Raw genomic sequence first — 15,751 nt, 5'->3', positions numbered from 1 at the left:
TTTTACCTGGACGCTGTCTCAGGCATCTCTCCTGGCTGATTTTTACAATGCCTGCCATTCGCAGGTAAAAATCAGCTCAGGAGCAAACCATGCTGGCCTTCCTCAATCAGGTGCGCAAGCCGACCCTGGATCTGCCGCTCGACGTGCGGCGCAAGATGTGGTTCAAACCGTTCATGCAGTCCTATCTGGTGGTCTTCATCGGCTACCTGACCATGTACCTGATCCGCAAAAACTTTAACATCGCGCAGAACGATATGATCTCAACCTACGGGTTGAGCATGACGCAGCTGGGGATGATTGGCCTGGGCTTCTCCATCACCTATGGCGTGGGGAAAACCGTCGTTTCCTACTACGCGGACGGCAAAAACACCAAGCAGTTCCTGCCGTTTATGCTGATCCTCTCCGCCATCTGTATGCTCGGTTTCAGCGCCAGCATGGGCGCGGGCTCCGTCAGCCTGTTCATGATGATCGCTTTCTACGCCCTGAGCGGTTTCTTCCAGAGTACCGGCGGGTCGTGCAGCTACTCCACCATCACCAAATGGACCCCGCGCCGCAAGCGTGGTTCCTACCTCGGCATGTGGAACATCTCCCACAACCTCGGCGGGGCGGGGGCGGCAGGCGTGGCGCTGTTTGGTGCGAACTATCTGTTCGACGGCCACGTGATCGGCATGTTTATCTTCCCGTCGATTATCGCCCTGATTGTCGGCTTTATCGGCCTGCGCTACGGCAGCGACTCCCCGGAATCTTACGGCCTCGGCAAAGCCGAAGAGCTGTTCGGCGAGGAGATCAGCGAAGAGGACAAAGAGACCGAAGAAAACGAGATGTCCAAATGGCAGATCTTTGTTGAGTACGTGCTGAAAAACAAAGTGATCTGGCTGCTGTGCTTCTCGAATATCTTCCTCTACGTGGTGCGTATTGGTATTGACCAGTGGTCGACCGTGTATGCTTTCCAGGAGCTGAAGCTCTCTAAAGAAGTGGCGATTCAGGGCTTCACCCTGTTCGAAGTGGGCGCGCTGGTCGGCACGCTGCTGTGGGGCTGGCTTTCGGATCTTGCCAACGGCCGTCGCGCGCTGGTGGCCTGCGTCGCGCTGGCGCTGATTATCGCCACGCTCGGCGTCTACCAGCACGCCAGCAACCAGTACGTTTACCTGGCGTCCCTGTTCGCGCTCGGCTTCCTGGTGTTTGGTCCACAGCTGCTGATCGGCGTGGCGGCAGTCGGCTTCGTACCGAAAAAAGCGATCGGCGCCGCCGATGGGATTAAAGGCACCTTCGCCTACCTGATCGGCGACAGCTTCGCCAAGCTTGGCTTAGGTATGATTGCCGACGGCACGCCAATTTTCGGCCTCACCGGCTGGGCGGGCACCTTCGCGGCGCTGGATGCGGCGGCCATCGGCTGTATCGTCCTGATGGCGATGGTCGCGGTGCTGGAAGAACGTAAAATTCGCCGTGAGAATCGTGCGCAGAAATTAAAAACAGCCTGAGTGTGCAGGTAACTTCTTTGCCCGGTGTGTGACGCCGGGCTTTTTTATGCCTGTCGCTGTCGACGCCGTGCGTTTCCCGCTATGATGAGCGGCTATTCATAGGAGAACGCATGGTCTGGATAATGCTGGCAACGCTTGCCGTGGTGTTTGTGGTGGGATTTCGCGTCCTGACCTCGGACTCCCGCCGCGCGATCAAACGTTTAAGCGAGCGTCTGGGGATTACCCCGATGCCGGTTGAGTCGATGATCGACCAGTTCGGAAAAACGTCGGGGAATGAGTTTATCCGCTACCTTGAGCGCCCCGACGAGGCGCATCTGCAAAACGCCGCCCAGGTGCTGCTGATCTGGCAGGTCTGCATCGTCGACGGCAGCGAGGAGAACCTGCATACATGGCACCGCATGCTGCGTAAAGCCCGCCTGGCCGCGCCCATTACCGATGCGCAAATTCGTCTGGCGCTTGGCTTCATGCGCGAGATGGAGCCCGATCCGCAGGAGCTGAACGCCTTCCAGCTACGCTATAACCAGCTCTTCCTGCCGGAAGAGGGTGTGTTTTACCTGCACTGATCCCTTGTAAAAACGACAAAAGTTGTCAAATCGTTAAATTCGTCACACTTTTGATGATAAACTGCGCGACTTTTCCGCACGTTTTTATCTTCAGGTGACGCCATGACAGAACATATCCAGCCCACGACCAGACCGCAGACCAAAGAGGTTTCACGCCCCAACTGGTCGGCGGTTTTCTCCGTGGCGTTCTGCGTCGCCTGCCTGATTACCGTTGAGTTTCTGCCGGTGAGCCTGCTGACGCCGATGGCGCAGGATCTGGGCATTTCCGAAGGCGTGGCGGGGCAGTCCGTCACCGTCACCGCCTTCGTGGCGATGTTCGCCAGCCTGTTTATCACCCAGGTGATTGGCACTATCGACCGCCGCAAGGTGGTCATCCTGTTCAGCGTGCTGCTGACGCTCTCCTGCCTGCTGGTCTCCTTCGCGGAAAGCTTCACCCTGCTGCTGCTGGGGCGCGCCTGCCTGGGGCTGGGATTAGGCGGCTTCTGGGCGATGTCGGCCTCGCTCACCATGCGCCTGGTGCCCGCGCGGACGGTGCCAAAAGCGCTTTCCGTTATCTTCGGTGCGGTCTCTATCGCGCTGGTGATTGCCGCGCCGCTGGGCAGCTTCCTGGGCGGGATTATCGGCTGGCGTAACGTCTTCAACGCGGCGGCGGTGATGGGCGTGCTGTGTATTATCTGGGTGTGGAAGGCGCTGCCGTCCCTGCCAGGCGAAGCGGCGCACCATAAGCAGAACATGTTCGCGCTGCTGAAGCGCCCCGGCGTGCTGGCGGGGATGACCGCGATCTTTATGGCCTTTGCCGGGCAGTTTGCCTTCTTTACCTATATCCGCCCGGTGTTTATGAACATGGCGGGCTTTGACGTAGACGGCCTGACGCTGGTGCTGCTGAGCTTCGGTATCGCCAGCTTTGTCGGCACGTCACTGTCTTCGCAGTTCCTGAAGCGCTCCCTGAAGGTGGCGCTGGCGGGTGCGCCGCTGGTGCTGGCGGCGAGCGCGGCGGTGCTGGTGCTGTGGGGCAGCGATAAGTGGGTCGCGTCTGCCATTGCGATTATCTGGGGCTTTGCCTTTGCGCTGGTGCCGGTGGGCTGGTCGACGTGGATCACCCGAACGCTGGCCGATCAGGCGGAAAAAGCCGGGTCGATTCAGGTGGCGGTGATCCAGCTGGCGAATACCTGCGGTGCGGCCATTGGCGGCGTGGCGCTCGACCATCTGGGGCTGACATCGCCGCTGGTACTTTCCGGCACGCTGATGCTGCTGACCGCGCTGCTGGTGGCGGGGAAGGTTAAGGCACGTTGATTGATAAGTAGTCACTTCATCGATATACTTGTACCGTAACTTGTACAGGAGGAAATATGCAGGTTGTGACGTTTACCGAAGCACGAAGCCGACTCAAAGATGTGTTGGACGACGTGAATGACAACGTGGAGACAACCATCATCAGCCGCCGCAACGGGGGTGATGCGGTGGTGATGTCTCTTCAGCACTACAACTCAATGATGGAAACCATCCATCTGATGAGTTCGCCTGCTAACGCCAGCCGACTGATGGAGTCAATCGCACAGGCAAATACCGGAAAAACCACGCAGAGGGATCTGATAGATGACCAGGCTATTGATTTGGACTGATAATGGCTGGGATGATTACCTGTGGTGGCAGGAGCAGGATAAGAAAACGCTTCGCAGAATCAATAAATTGATTGAAGATGCGAAGCGTCAACCCTTCGATGGACTGGGTAAGCCGGAACCGCTTAAAGGTAATCTTTCCGGATACTGGTCCCGCCGAATCAATGATACGGACCGTCTGGTTTATGGGGTGTCAGATAGCGCTCTCACTATTTTAATGTGCCGCTATCACTATTATTCGTAGATCACGCCGATGTCTGAACCCGTCTTCTCGAATCCATCGAAATCAGCACCACCGACGACACAATCAGCAGCGTCCCCAGCCAGTCCGGCAGGGTGAACGCCACCCCCAGCAAAATCACCGACAGCAACGCGCTGCTCAGCGGCTCGGCGCAGCTCAGAATGCTCGCCTTCGGCCCGCCGATCATCTGTGCACCCTTCAGATAAAGGCTGAACGTCAGCGCGGTGCCGATCACCACCAGGTAGAAAAACGCCAGCAGCAGGCTGCCGTCAATCACGAAGGTCGTCCCGCGTCCGGCGTAGAACGGCGTCAGCATTAATCCGGCAATCAACATACTCCAGCCGACAATCGGCAATGTGCCATAGCGGGCGATCAGCGTTGACGGATAGGTGGTGTAAAACGCGGCGGCAAACGCCGAGGCGATGCCGAAGAACAGCGCGGCAGGCGAGATGGAGAGCGAGGTTGGGTCGCCGTGGGTGACCAGCAGGAACGTCCCGACAAGGGAGGTCACAATCGCGGACAAAACAAACACGCCGGGGCGCTTTTTCCGCGCCAGCGCGAACCACGCCACGATAATGGTTGGCGACAGAAACTGCAGCACGGTGGCCGTTGCCGCATTGGATTTCTCAATCGTCAGCAGGAAAGTGAGCTGCACGGTGAGCGCGCCGACCAGCGAGAAAAACAGCAGGCTGAGTGCGTCTTTGCGCTGCTTGATGACCGAGAATATCTTGTCGCCGTGAACGAAAGAAAGCGTCAGGAGGATCACGCCGGTAAACAGCAGGCGAACCATGGTCAGGTAAGGCGAAGAAATGTGGCTTTTCTCCATGATGTACTGCGCGCAAACGCCGGAACTGCCCCATAAAACGGCGGCGATCAGAACGTTCAGCATCCCTTTACGTGTGGAACCCATTTTCTCCCCTGCTATGTTGTCGTTTATTCGGTCAACAGCATAGCATGATAGCGTGCGCTCTGATGCCCTCACCCCAGCCCTCTCCCACGGGAGAGGGAGCAAACACTAAAAACGGCAACTCTCGTTGCCGTTTTGCTTCTACCTTGCTTAGAACCACGCCTCCCACATCGCGCCGACGTTGAAGTCGTCGAGGGTTTCGTCTTTGGTGTTGTTCACGCGCGCGGTGCGTGCGTTATCCACTTTGCCGCCGGTCACGTAGAAGCGCAGCATCGGGCGGAACTCCGGCCCCATGGCGATAGACATGTTCTGCGACAGGGTCAGCTTCCAGCCCTTGTTGTCGCCGCCGTTATCGTAGTCAACGTGCTGCCAGCCTGCTTCCAGCCAGGTGGAGTGAACGTCGTTCCACCAGTGCATCGGACGCACGATGGCGTTGTAGTTCTTGCGGTTGTCGGTCTTATCGCGGCTGTTGTCGTAGTCGTGGAAGGCGAGGATGTACTCCACCTGCGTGGCCTGGGTGAATTTGTACAGCCCTTCGAAGCTGGCGTAGACCGTGGTCAGGTCCTCGGTTTTATTGAACACGCTGTTGTCCGCGTTATCGGAGTAGCGGGCAATCACCTTGTTCACGCCGCTGTCATTGGTGTGGCTCAGCACCACGCCGCCCTGCCACGCGTTCAGACGCTCGTCGCTCTCCACCGCTTTGGAGTCAAAGCCGTAGTTGGCGTACAGCTCCATGTCGATCGGGCCGAGCTTCATGCCGTGGATTTTTGAGGTCGCGGCGTAGTTGCCTTTGTCGCCCGTGCCGGAACCGCCGGTACAGGTGATGCGCGACGGGTTGGCTTCATCTTCCATCACTTCCGGGCTACAGGATTCCACCGCCGCCACGGCGGCGACGTCAAACTGCACGCCGCCGATGTCGAAGTTCTTCACCCCGGCGCCCTGGCCGTCGTGGTTCATCCAGAAGTAATCGTTGATGCCCTGCTGCGGACGCTGGTGGAAGTCACGCCCGGCCCAGAAATAGGCGTTCGGGTTGGAGGCCATAATGTTGGTCACCCCCGCGTAGGCTTTTTTCAGGTTAACTTCGTCGCCCCAGTGGTCGATCATCACGTTGATATCCCAGATGGCGCCGTTTTCACCCTTGAAGGCCTTGGAAAGCTGGAATTCCCCGCCGTTGCCTTCGTTGCCCAGACGACCAATGGCGGACGCGCCGTTGTAGGATCCGTCCACCGCCACGTATTTCTGATCGGCAGCCTGGAAGTGCGCGCCGTAGCGGGCGTAGCCAGTGAATTTAACCCCGAACGGGATCGCCATATCCGGGGATTGCGCCGCGCTTTGCGGCTCTGTCACCACGTCCGCTTTTTTCGCGACCGCCGCATCCATTTTAGCCTGACGTTCGGCCAGGGCTTTATCCACCGCTTTCGCCACAATGGCGTCGATTTGCTCCTGGGTGAATTCCTGTGCGAGCACGGAAATTGGGCAAAGCGCGGCGATAACCGCCATGGTTAATGGAAGTTTTTTAATCGTATTCATGGTTATCTCAATATAGTTTAATTTTATTCAGACAATAACCATCCCGCTCCGATCTGACAGAGTATGTCGCTATCATCAGAACAAGTGGATCTCTATTTAGGGTACTGAGGTATTACAATACTTATTTCGCCATAGACTATCTCTGATATAAATGAATAATTTCTTCGGACAGTTCACGCGCCAATAAGGAGTTCATTAAGTGATCCTGCGCGTGCACCATAATTAACGTCATCGGCTGGCGGCCTTCGCCAGCATCCTGCTCGATCAGTTTGGTCTGCATCTTGTGCGCCTGGCGCGCGTAGCCGTCGGCTTCGCGCAGCAGGCTTTTGGCTTCGTCAATATTGCCCTGGCGCGCGGCGTGCAGGGCTTCAAAGCACAGGCTGCGGGACTGTCCGGCATTGACGATAATTTCCATTACGGCTTCTTCTAATGCGATCATCATCATTACTCTTTATCAAAACTATTATTTAACGCGGTGGCGGCAAACCACTCTCCGCTTTTCTTAATGGTGCGTTTCTGCGTCTCTAAATCGAGCTGGATAAATCCGTAGCGATTTTTATAGGCATTACACCACGACCAGTTATCAATAAACGTCCACATATGGTAACCGAGACAATTGCACCCTTCGCTAATACCCTTATGCAGCCAGGCTAAATGTTCGGAAATAAACTCGATGCGGTACCGATCGTTAATCTGGCCATTTTCAATAAAGCACTGCTCGTTTTCGACGCCCATGCCGTTTTCAGAAATAAAGCAGCGTGGGTTGCCGTAATTGTCGCGCAGGTTAACCAGAATATCGTAAATACCCGGCTCGTAGATTTCCCAGCCGCGGTACGGGTTCATCTTGCGGCCCGGCATCTCGTAGCTATCAAAGAACCACTCCGGCATAAACGGCGCCTGCGGGTTCACCGCGCTGTCGCGGCACTTCACGCGACGCGGTTGATAGTAGTTAATGCCAAGCAGATCGATTTTCCCTTCCGCAATCAGAAAACCGTCTTCCGGTTTACAGGCGGGAAGCTGATCGTAAGATTTCAGTAACGCCACCAGATCTGCCGGGTATTCGCCGCGCAGAACCGGGTCAAGGAAGCTGCGGTTAAACATCAGATCTGCAACGTGCGCCGCCTTCACGTCCGCCGGGTTCTGCGAGCGCGGATAGGACGGCGTCAGGTTCAGTACGATGCCAATTTCCCCCGCGTAATGCCCGGCGCGGTAGGCCTGCACCGCCTTCGCATGGGCCAGCACGGTGTGATACGCCACGGTGGCTGCCCGACGAAAATCCACCACGTTCGGGTAATGGAAGTCGTACAGATAACCGCCTTCCACCGGGACGATCGGCTCGTTGAAGGTAAACCAGTGCAGCACGCGATCGCCAAACAGCTCGAAGCAGATCTGCGCATAGCGGGCGTAAGCCTCCACCACGTCGCGGTTTTCCCAGCCGCCGATCTCCTGCATCGCCATCGGCATGTCGAAATGGAACAGGGTCATAAACGGCGTGATGCCCTGTTCATTCAGCTCATCAATGACCTGATTGTAAAAATCGACCGCGTCCGGGTTCACTTCACCGATACCGTCGGGGATCAGGCGCGCCCAGCTAATCGAGGTGCGAAAGCTGTTGTGGTTCAGCTGCTTTAACAGCTGAATGTCCGTCTTCCAGTGCTGATAAAACGTGGAGGTCTGCTGCGGCCCCACGCCGTTGTGAAAACGGTTTGGCTCGCGGGCAAACCAGTAATCCCACGTGGTTTCCCCCTCTCTTGCCCCTTCGGTCTGGAGAGCGGAGCTTGCGCTGCCCCACCAGAAGTTATCGGGAAATGCGTATTTCATGACTCTTCCTCTTTGACTTAATTGCTGGCGGTCTCGGCGGCACCGACGGTTGCCTGGGCCTTCTGCTCTTCGTTTTTGATGAGCGTACGCTCATAGGCGCGCAGGAACGGCAGGTACATCAGCGCGGACATCACCATACAGACCAGGCACATCACCACCGGGCTCAGCGCCCAGTTCGCCGCCCACGAGGCGCCGATCGGTGCAGGGGTAGTCCACGGGGTTAACGAGACGACCTGTGCCAGCCAGCCGAGCCTGGTTGCCGCGTACGCCAGGCAGGCGTTAACCAGCGGAACGAACACGAACGGGATAAACAGCATCGGGTTCATGATGATCGGCGCGCCGAACAGAATCGGTTCGTTGATGTTAAAGAAGCTCGGCACAACGCCCATTTTGCCGATGGTGCGCAGGTGGGTAACGCGGCTGCGCAGCAGCAGGAACGCCAGCGGCAGCGTGGAGCCTACGCCGCCAATCAGCAAATAGTGATCCCAGAAGCCCTGGAGGTAGACGTGCGGCAGCGCCGCGCCGGCCGCCAGCGCCGCCTGGTTTGCGGAGAGGTTCGCCATCCAGAACGGGTTCATGATGCCGGTGACAATCAGCGAGCCGTGGATACCGGCGAACCAGAAGATCTGGCACAGCAGCACGGAGAGCAGAATGGCGGGAAGGGAGTCAGACGCGGACACCAGCGGCTCAAGCAGGTGCATGATCGCCTGCGGGATGATCATTCCGGTCTGCGCTTCAATGAACAGGTTCAGCGGGTGCAGCGTGCCGATCACCACCATCACCGGGATCAGGATCTCAAACGAACGCGCCACGCCGGTCGGGACTTCCTTCGGAAGGCGAATGGTGACGTTGTTCTGCTTCAGCCACGCGTAAACGCGGGTGGCGTAAATGGCGGTGATCAGCGCGGTAAAAATCCCCTGTCCGGAGAGGTACTGGGTCGAGATCTTGCCGTCGGCATACGGCGCGGCGACCAGCAGGAAGGCCATAAAGGCCAGCAGGCCGGACATCACCGGGTCGAGGTTGAACTGACGCCCCAGGCTTGCCCCAATCCCCACCGAAATGAAGAAGGTCATCACGCCCATGCTGAGGTTAAACGGCAGCATCAGCTGTTCGCGATAGGTCTGGGAGAAATCCAGCCAGCCGCGGGCGAAGCTGTTAGTGGTATCCGCCGAGAACGGCGGGAAGATGAACACCAGCATAAACGAGCCGATGATCATAAACGGCAGGGCGGCGGTAAAGCCGTCGCGGATGGCAATAACATACTTTTGCTGACCCAGCTTCGCGGCCAGCGGAGTAATCGACTGCTCAATCACCGCGACCATGGATTGATATAACGAACTCATGTGAACACCTTTTAGTGTGCCGCTTCGATGAGCGACAGAGCATAGTCCAGTACTTTATCGCCACGCTGCATGCCGTAGTCCATCATATCGATGGGCTGCACCGGAATGCCATGCGTCGCCGCCTTGTCTGAGAGTGTCTGTAACATGTATTTCACTTGCGGTCCGAGAAGTACCACCTGGTATTGCGGAAACTGCGTATCAAATTCGGAAACGCCGTACGCATCAATCTTTACCGGCAAACCACGTTCTTTCGCGACATCGATCATTTTGCTGACCAACAGGCTGGTGGACATCCCGGCAGAGCAGCACAGCATAATTTTGAACATCGACAACCATCCTCTAAATGTAAAAAGTTATTGCGAGGATGATTGGACATTATACGGAAACCGGTTTCCATCCATAAAAGACAGAAGTGTGACAACCATCAAGATCCCTTACTTATGAGGCTAATTAACCCGATGTGCGTCACATAATTTGGCTGTTTTGACATCATTTGGATTGGAAACGGAAAATCGGTTTCCATGAAAAACGGAAACGGATATACTCCGTTCTGGCTATAATGTGAGCCGAAGCGGTGATGGAATTTGCAGGCGCGAGGTAAGCCTGCCAGGGGAAAGAGATGTCGACAATCAATGATGTATCACGTCTTGCCGGGGTGTCTAAAGCCACGGTATCGCGAGTGTTGAGTGGGTCGCGTGGCGTAAAGGAAGCCAGCCGTCAGGCCGTATTAAAAGCGGTGGATGAGCTGAACTACCGGCCTAACGTGATAGCCCAGTCGCTGCTGAGCCAGTCGACGGGGTGTATCGGGGTCATTTGCGCGCAGGAAAATATTAACCAGACCACCGGTTATCTCTACGCGCTGGAAAAACAGCTCAGCCAGCATCAAAAACACCTCCTGCTGCGCTTCGCGCACAGCAAAGCGGAAGTGATGCACGCCCTTGAAGAACTCTCCTGCGGGCTTTGCGATGACATCCTGGTGATTGGCGCCCGTTTCCCGCTGGACGTGGAGATGGACAACGTCATTCTGGTGGACTGCATGGAGTCTGATAACGCCAACAGCATTCAGTTCGATCACGCCTTTGCCGCAGAGACCGCCTGTAACTACCTCACCAGCCAGGGGCGTCGCCAGATTGCGCTGATCCACCCGCACGGCAGCGGTTTTGCTGACCAGGTGCTGCTCGGCTACAAGCATGCGCTGGAGAAAAATTTCCTGCCCTTTAATCGCAGCCTGGTCTTTATGGACGCCACCTCCTCGTCCGTTGCGCTGCAGGAGCTGCTTAATAACGCCAGTACTCTGAACTTCAACGCGCTGCTGGTGGCTGACGAGCAGGAAGCCCAGCGGGTGATCCCGCAGCTGCAGGCGTTTAACAAATCGGTGCCGGACGACATCATGGTCTTCAGCCTTGCCGGATCGCTGCACCTGCCGGGTATTCCGGTGATCCCGGCGATTGAATATTCCATGGACGCGATGGCGGCGCGCATTGTGAGCTGGTTGACGGAGAAAACGCAGATGCTCGGGTCCTATGTTCTGCGCGGGGATCTCATCATTCCGGATATGCGGAAGCGCTGAAAAAAGCGTGAAGCCCGGCTTCACGCTTAATAATCCTCCATACAATCCACCTGACCAATCGCCCCCCAGTAGGCATCCAGGTTGTCGCGCTTCACGGCGGTAATGGCATTTTTGATCAGCAACTGATTGGCCTCGGACGACAAAATCATCGCCTGCCAGGCTTTATCGCTCTGCTTTTTCTGTGGCGTGCAGGTTTTCTTAATATCTTTAAGGACCTGCTGCTTTATTTGCGCCTCTTTCGCAGGGTCATCCTTTTCCTGAGCATGGACAAACGCGGCGAAGAGCAGACAAACCAGCAGGCAGACCAGGTGCGCAGCTTTCATCAACAACCCCCTTTCGAAGTCACAGGCTTCCCATGAAATATATCGTTACATTCAGTGTAGCGACGCCAGCCGAAAGTATGAATTTTCTCCAGGAGATCTGTGTGAGATAGTGAAGCGGCACAGATAACAAGGAGATAAAAATATGCACCTGAGCATTACTCATGCGGTTACGGCGCAGGAAAAAGAAGAGTTACTCGTCGGTCTGAGAGCCTTTAACGGACAGTTTATCGATCTGGCGAACTTTAGCGGCGACATTGGCGTTTACTTGCGGGACGATAAAGGCGCCATGCTCGGCGGGCTAATTGGGGTGCGTAAAGGCGACTGGCTGAATATTGATTTTCTGTGGGTCAGCGAGACCGTGCGCGGATCCGGCGTGGGCAGCCAGCTCATCAAAGCGGCCGAAGAGGAAGCCCGACGCAAAGGCTGCAAGCATGCGCTGGTCGACACCGCCAGCTTCCAGGCGCGCCCGTTCTATGAAAAACAGGGGTACAAGCTGCAGATGTCTTTGCAGGATTATCCGTACCCGGGCATGCAGCGACATTACCTGGCGAAAGCCCTTTAAGCCCTGAATCTGTCGGCCGGGTAAGCGCTGCGCCACCCGGCAATACTCGCATATAACCGATCCTTCTTATTGATTCTTTTTCGGTTTTTATTTCACCGCTTCGTTGTCGATATAGTCACTACAACATTCAGCAAAAGGAACTGTCTTGTGAAACGTCGATTGGGTGCTCTGGTACTGGCTGGCCTGCTGCTGGCAGGGTGCGATCAAAGTGGCAGCGATGCCAAACACATTAAAGTGGGCGTCATCAACGGCGCTGAACAGGACGTAGCGGAAGTCGCCAAAAAGGTGGCAAAAGAGAAATATGGCCTGGACGTGGAGCTGGTCGGCTTCAGCGGTTCGCTGTTGCCTAACGATGCGGCTAACCAGGGGGAACTGGATGCCAACGTCTTCCAGCATCGTCCGTTCCTTGCAGAAGATAACAAGGCGCATGGCTACAAGCTGGTGGCCGTGGCGAACACCTTCGTTTTCCCGATGGCCGGCTATTCCCGCAAAATCAAATCCGTCTCTGACCTGAAGGACGGGGCAACCATTGCCATTCCAAACGACCCGACCAACCTTGGCCGCGCGCTGTTGCTGCTGCAAAAGGAGAAGCTCATTACCCTGAAGCCGGGCACCGGGCTGCTGCCGACGGCGCTGGATATTACCGCCAACCCTAAACAGCTGAAAATTATGGAGCTGGAAGGGGCACAGCTGCCGCGCGTGCTGGACGATCCGAAAGTGGATGTCGCCATCATCAGCACTACCTATATTCAGCAAACCGGGCTGTCGCCGGTGCATGACAGCGTCTTTATTGAAGACAAAAACTCGCCGTACGTGAACATTGTGGTGACGCGCGAAGACAACAAAGACGCGGAGAACGTGAAGGAATTTATCCAGTCGTATCAATCGCCTGAGGTAGCGAAAGCGGCGGAGACGATCTTTAACGGCGGGGCGGTGCCGGGCTGGTAAACGATCTGACGGAAAACGGGTTGCTTAAATTGGCCCGATTCCATCGGTAATCGCCCTTTAACCCACAGCGTCAGCTGCGACTGCTGGCTATCCTCCTTATCACACCAACCGGAGGATAGCCCATGAACATTACCCATATTCGCAACGCCACCCAGCTGATTACCTACGCCGGAAAACGTCTTTTAATCGACCCGATGCTGGCTCCGAAGGGGGCTTATCCGGGCTTTCCCGGCACGGCGTATGCCGAACGCCGTAACCCGACGGTCGAACTCCCCGTTGACGTCAATACGCTGCTGGACGCCGACGCGGTGATCGTCACCCATACCCATGACGATCACTGGGATCGCGCCGCGGCGGAACTGATCGCCAAAGACAAACCGATCTACGTGCAAAACGACCGTGACGCCGCGCTGCTGCGCAGCCAGGGATTCAGCAACCTGACGGTCATGACCGACGCGACCTTCTTCGGCGATATTCAGATTGCGAAAACCCACGGCGGGCAGCACGGCACCGATCGCGCTTACGCCGTGCCGGAGCTGGCGGAGCGGCTGGGCGAGGCCTGCGGCGTGGTGCTGCGTCATCCCGATGAGAAGACGCTCTATCTTGCCGGAGATACCGTCTGGCGTGACGAAGTAGCGGCCGATCTGCAAAAGCACCAGCCGGACGTGGTGGTACTGAACGCCGGTTATGCCCACGTCATTGGCTTTGGGCCCATTATTATGGGGCAGGAGGATGTGCTTAACGTTCATTTCCTGCTGCCGCAGGCCAACATTGTGGCGAGCCATATGGAGGCGATTAACCACTGCCTGTTGACCCGCAGCGCGCTGCGTGAGTACGTTGAAGCCAATCAGGTGAGTGAAGCGGTGAGCATTCCCCAGGATGGCGAAACCGTTATATTCTGAGCGTCTAAAAGGGAAAGGAGAGACAGATGTCGCTAATCAACGTCGCGATTGTCGCGGTAGACGGGTTCAGCCCGTTCCACTACTCCGTTCCCTGCATTCTGTTTGGCGATTCGGTCTCCTCCGAAAAGCGCTTTAACGTGACGATCTGCGCCGAAACGCCGGGGTTCCTCATCTCAAAGGACGGTTTTGCCCTCAACGCCACGCATGATTTCACCGCTATGGGTCAGGCCGATATTGTCGTCGTTCCCTACTGGCAGCACGTCCTTGAACGACCACCCCAGGCGCTGCTCGACAGCCTGATGCAGGCGAGAGACAACGGCGCGGAAATCGTCGGGCTGTGTCTGGGGTCGTTTGTACTTGCCTGGGCGGGGCTTCTCGACGGCAAACGTGCGGCCACCCACTGGGAGTTCGAACGTCAATTTCAGTCGCTCTTCCCGCGCGTTCAGCTGGATATTAATGCCCTTTACGTGGATGACAGCAATATCATTACCTCTGCCGGTACAGCGGCTGCGCTGGACTGCTGCCTGTATATCATTCGCCAGCGTTTTGGCAGCGTGGTCGCCAACCAGATTGCCCGTCGGATGATTGTTCCGCCCCACCGCGAGGGCGGTCAGGCGCAGTTCATCGCCCAGCCGGTACCCAAAGATACCCGCGACGGACGCATTAACTGCCTGATTGACTACCTACAGCAGCACATCACCGAACCGCATAGCCTGGACTCGCTGGCAGAGGTGGTTTCGATGAGCCGCCGCACCCTGACCCGGCATTTTATTAAAGCCACGGGGATGAGCGTCGCCGACTGGCTTACCGCCGAACGCCTGCGGCGCAGCCAGATCCTGCTTGAGGCCGGAAATATGCCGATTGAGCGTGTGGCTGAACTCGTGGGATTTAATTCCCCCGTCACCTGGCGACAGCAGTTTAAGGCGCGTTTTGGGGTCAGTCCGGCGGAGTGGAGAAAAACGTTTCGTCTCCACAGCTAGTGTATTACGGCTAACTTACGATTTAAGGCTTAGTTAAATAACTTCTTATTTTTTCTTAATCTACCTCTCATTTTTCTGAAAAAATATTTTATTTTCTTCGCCCTAACGCAAATTAGATATACTCGCATTAAGAATACTCTTATATTTCGAAAATATTAATTGCGAATAAATTTTGTGGCAAGGATGAATAGCAATAAAATAGAAAGAAGAATAATTTCATTAGCAAATTATATTATTTTTATCTTATCGGGTGCGCTTCTTTCAGCAAGCATTAACGCTGCCCCCTTGTCGCCAGCCGATCGCGATACTATTCAGCAGCAACAGCAGCAGCTTTTATTACAGAACCAGCAACAGCGCGAAGAGCTGGAGCGGAGTATTCCTCGCCCCGCGCCTGCCAGGCCTCTGCCTGCAACCGGCTCCGGGCCCTGTTTCACCATTCATACCATTACCCTTTCCGGTGCGACCTTAATCTCCCCGAAAACCCGTCAGACCCTTGTCGCGCCGTGGCAGGGCCGGTGTCTGTATATGGCGAAAATAACGGAACTTCTCGCCCATATTTCTGACTGGTATATCAGCCGGGGATATATCACCAGCCGCGCCTTTCTCACCGAGCAGGATCTCTCCGGCGGTCAGCTGAATATTGTTGTGCTGGAAGGCAGACTGGAAGCAATTCGTCTGGAAGGCGAAACGCCGCACATGCTGAAAATGGCGTTTCCGGGACGGGTGGGCGGCATCCTTAATTTACGCGACATTGAACAGGGCATGGAGCAAATTAACCGTTTGCGTACCGAGCCGGTGCAGATTGAAATTCTGCCGGGAACGCAGGCCGGATATTCCATCGTTAATCTCACGGCCAAACCGGAATTTCCCTTAAGTGTATCCGTAAGCCTGGATAATAGCGGGCAGAAGAGTACCGGCGAAGATCAGCTGAGTGGCGTGCTCACCGCCAATAATATGCTGG

Annotated in this window: 18 protein-coding genes; 11 read left to right on the top strand and 7 right to left on the bottom strand. The window is 56.1% G+C overall.

Annotated features, from left to right (window positions below; genetic code table 11):
- Positions 1-89: 89 nt before the first annotated feature.
- The 5 genes from uhpT (at position 90) to ACOTZB_RS21195 (ending at position 3,907) form a co-directional block, all read left to right on the top strand.
- Positions 90-1,481 carry a hexose-6-phosphate:phosphate antiporter gene (gene uhpT / locus ACOTZB_RS21215; RefSeq protein ID WP_023333957.1) on the top strand — a complete coding sequence of 464 codons (1,392 nt, stop codon included), beginning with the start codon at positions 90-92 and terminating at the stop codon, positions 1,479-1,481.
- A 110-nt stretch (positions 1,482-1,591) separates the two neighbouring features.
- The gene (locus ACOTZB_RS21210) at positions 1,592-2,044 is read left to right on the top strand and encodes a DUF1198 domain-containing protein (protein ID WP_047646739.1); all 453 of its coding nucleotides are present in this window, start codon (positions 1,592-1,594) and stop codon (positions 2,042-2,044) included.
- Between the two features lie 102 nt (positions 2,045-2,146).
- Positions 2,147-3,337 carry a purine ribonucleoside efflux pump NepI gene (nepI, locus tag ACOTZB_RS21205; RefSeq protein ID WP_421628470.1) on the top strand — a complete coding sequence of 397 codons (1,191 nt, stop codon included), beginning with the start codon at positions 2,147-2,149 and terminating at the stop codon, positions 3,335-3,337.
- Positions 3,338-3,393: 56 nt separating this feature from the next.
- Positions 3,394-3,666, top strand: coding sequence for a type II toxin-antitoxin system Phd/YefM family antitoxin (locus tag ACOTZB_RS21200; protein ID WP_421628469.1), 273 nt, complete (start codon positions 3,394-3,396; stop codon positions 3,664-3,666).
- Complete coding sequence (locus ACOTZB_RS21195; RefSeq protein ID WP_041911701.1) at positions 3,641-3,907, top strand: Txe/YoeB family addiction module toxin; 267 nt, start codon at positions 3,641-3,643, stop codon at positions 3,905-3,907. Before ACOTZB_RS21200 ends, ACOTZB_RS21195 begins: the two co-directional genes overlap by 26 nt.
- 1 nt (position 3,908) lies before the next feature.
- Here the strand turns inward: ACOTZB_RS21195 and ACOTZB_RS21190 are convergent, their stop codons facing one another.
- The 6 genes from ACOTZB_RS21190 to ACOTZB_RS21165 form a co-directional block, all read right to left on the bottom strand.
- A complete protein-coding gene (locus tag ACOTZB_RS21190; protein WP_421628468.1) occupies positions 3,909-4,814 on the bottom strand; it encodes a DMT family transporter in 906 nt (301 codons plus the stop codon).
- A 147-nt stretch (positions 4,815-4,961) separates the two neighbouring features.
- Positions 4,962-6,341 (bottom strand): carbohydrate porin, encoded by a 1,380-nt coding sequence (locus ACOTZB_RS21185; protein WP_047649991.1) that lies wholly within the window; start codon positions 6,339-6,341, stop codon positions 4,962-4,964.
- Between the two features lie 136 nt (positions 6,342-6,477).
- Positions 6,478-6,780, bottom strand: a complete 303-nt coding sequence (locus ACOTZB_RS21180) for a PTS lactose/cellobiose transporter subunit IIA (RefSeq protein WP_029741865.1) — start codon at positions 6,778-6,780, stop codon at positions 6,478-6,480.
- Positions 6,781-6,785: 5 nt separating this feature from the next.
- Positions 6,786-8,162, bottom strand: a complete 1,377-nt coding sequence (locus ACOTZB_RS21175) for a glycoside hydrolase family 1 protein (RefSeq protein WP_421628467.1) — start codon at positions 8,160-8,162, stop codon at positions 6,786-6,788.
- 17 nt (positions 8,163-8,179) lie between these two features.
- Complete coding sequence (locus ACOTZB_RS21170) at positions 8,180-9,505, bottom strand: PTS sugar transporter subunit IIC (protein ID WP_126330380.1); 1,326 nt, start codon at positions 9,503-9,505, stop codon at positions 8,180-8,182.
- An 11-nt stretch (positions 9,506-9,516) separates the two neighbouring features.
- Positions 9,517-9,831, bottom strand: a complete 315-nt coding sequence (locus ACOTZB_RS21165; protein ID WP_421628466.1) for a PTS sugar transporter subunit IIB — start codon at positions 9,829-9,831, stop codon at positions 9,517-9,519.
- A 293-nt stretch (positions 9,832-10,124) separates the two neighbouring features.
- Between ACOTZB_RS21165 and ACOTZB_RS21160 the strand changes: the two genes are divergently transcribed.
- On the top strand, positions 10,125-11,075 hold the full coding sequence (locus tag ACOTZB_RS21160; protein ID WP_421628465.1) for a LacI family DNA-binding transcriptional regulator: 951 nt from the start codon (positions 10,125-10,127) through the stop codon (positions 11,073-11,075).
- A gap of 26 nt (positions 11,076-11,101) precedes the next feature.
- Here ACOTZB_RS21160 and ACOTZB_RS21155 read toward each other — a convergent pair whose 3' ends face one another.
- Positions 11,102-11,398: a YicS family protein gene (locus ACOTZB_RS21155; protein WP_047649986.1), complete on the bottom strand. Its 297-nt coding sequence runs from the start codon at positions 11,396-11,398 to the stop codon at positions 11,102-11,104.
- A gap of 142 nt (positions 11,399-11,540) precedes the next feature.
- On the opposite strand from ACOTZB_RS21155, the gene ACOTZB_RS21150 reads away from it, so the two are divergent.
- From ACOTZB_RS21150 to ACOTZB_RS21130, 5 genes are all read left to right on the top strand, one after another.
- On the top strand, positions 11,541-11,960 hold the full coding sequence (locus ACOTZB_RS21150; protein WP_421628464.1) for a GNAT family N-acetyltransferase: 420 nt from the start codon (positions 11,541-11,543) through the stop codon (positions 11,958-11,960).
- Between the two features lie 147 nt (positions 11,961-12,107).
- Positions 12,108-12,908, top strand: coding sequence for a lipoprotein NlpA (gene nlpA, locus ACOTZB_RS21145; protein WP_421628463.1), 801 nt, complete (start codon positions 12,108-12,110; stop codon positions 12,906-12,908).
- 122 nt (positions 12,909-13,030) lie between these two features.
- On the top strand, positions 13,031-13,810 hold the full coding sequence (locus ACOTZB_RS21140) for an MBL fold metallo-hydrolase (RefSeq protein WP_421628462.1): 780 nt from the start codon (positions 13,031-13,033) through the stop codon (positions 13,808-13,810).
- A gap of 26 nt (positions 13,811-13,836) precedes the next feature.
- Entirely contained in the window at positions 13,837-14,790 is a 954-nt protein-coding gene (locus ACOTZB_RS21135) for a GlxA family transcriptional regulator (protein WP_421628461.1), read from the top strand.
- A 183-nt stretch (positions 14,791-14,973) separates the two neighbouring features.
- A partial coding sequence (locus ACOTZB_RS21130) for a ShlB/FhaC/HecB family hemolysin secretion/activation protein (RefSeq protein ID WP_421628460.1) occupies positions 14,974-15,751 on the top strand: 778 nt, incomplete at its 3' end.

Origin of the sequence: Enterobacter cloacae complex sp. SHL020 (assembly GCF_049236945.1) — a bacterium.
Classification (GTDB): domain Bacteria; phylum Pseudomonadota; class Gammaproteobacteria; order Enterobacterales; family Enterobacteriaceae; genus Enterobacter; species Enterobacter dykesii.
Note: the sequence above shows the minus strand (reverse complement) of the source record. Positions and strands in the feature narration are given on the sequence as shown.

Coding starts and splice junctions, on each gene's coding strand:
- nepI (WP_421628470.1), top strand. CDS start 2,147: ATGACAGAACATATCCAGCCCACGACCAGACCGCAGACCAAAGAGGTT.
- ACOTZB_RS21160 (WP_421628465.1), top strand. CDS start 10,125: ATGTCGACAATCAATGATGTATCACGTCTTGCCGGGGTGTCTAAAGCC.
- ACOTZB_RS21190 (WP_421628468.1), bottom strand. CDS start 4,814: ATGGGTTCCACACGTAAAGGGATGCTGAACGTTCTGATCGCCGCCGTT.
- ACOTZB_RS21150 (WP_421628464.1), top strand. CDS start 11,541: ATGCACCTGAGCATTACTCATGCGGTTACGGCGCAGGAAAAAGAAGAG.
- ACOTZB_RS21195 (WP_041911701.1), top strand. CDS start 3,641: ATGACCAGGCTATTGATTTGGACTGATAATGGCTGGGATGATTACCTG.
- ACOTZB_RS21140 (WP_421628462.1), top strand. CDS start 13,031: ATGAACATTACCCATATTCGCAACGCCACCCAGCTGATTACCTACGCC.
- ACOTZB_RS21185 (WP_047649991.1), bottom strand. CDS start 6,341: ATGAATACGATTAAAAAACTTCCATTAACCATGGCGGTTATCGCCGCG.
- uhpT (WP_023333957.1), top strand. CDS start 90: ATGCTGGCCTTCCTCAATCAGGTGCGCAAGCCGACCCTGGATCTGCCG.
- ACOTZB_RS21170 (WP_126330380.1), bottom strand. CDS start 9,505: ATGAGTTCGTTATATCAATCCATGGTCGCGGTGATTGAGCAGTCGATT.
- ACOTZB_RS21210 (WP_047646739.1), top strand. CDS start 1,592: ATGGTCTGGATAATGCTGGCAACGCTTGCCGTGGTGTTTGTGGTGGGA.
- ACOTZB_RS21175 (WP_421628467.1), bottom strand. CDS start 8,162: ATGAAATACGCATTTCCCGATAACTTCTGGTGGGGCAGCGCAAGCTCC.
- ACOTZB_RS21155 (WP_047649986.1), bottom strand. CDS start 11,398: ATGAAAGCTGCGCACCTGGTCTGCCTGCTGGTTTGTCTGCTCTTCGCC.
- ACOTZB_RS21180 (WP_029741865.1), bottom strand. CDS start 6,780: ATGATCGCATTAGAAGAAGCCGTAATGGAAATTATCGTCAATGCCGGA.
- ACOTZB_RS21200 (WP_421628469.1), top strand. CDS start 3,394: ATGCAGGTTGTGACGTTTACCGAAGCACGAAGCCGACTCAAAGATGTG.
- ACOTZB_RS21135 (WP_421628461.1), top strand. CDS start 13,837: ATGTCGCTAATCAACGTCGCGATTGTCGCGGTAGACGGGTTCAGCCCG.
- ACOTZB_RS21165 (WP_421628466.1), bottom strand. CDS start 9,831: ATGTTCAAAATTATGCTGTGCTGCTCTGCCGGGATGTCCACCAGCCTG.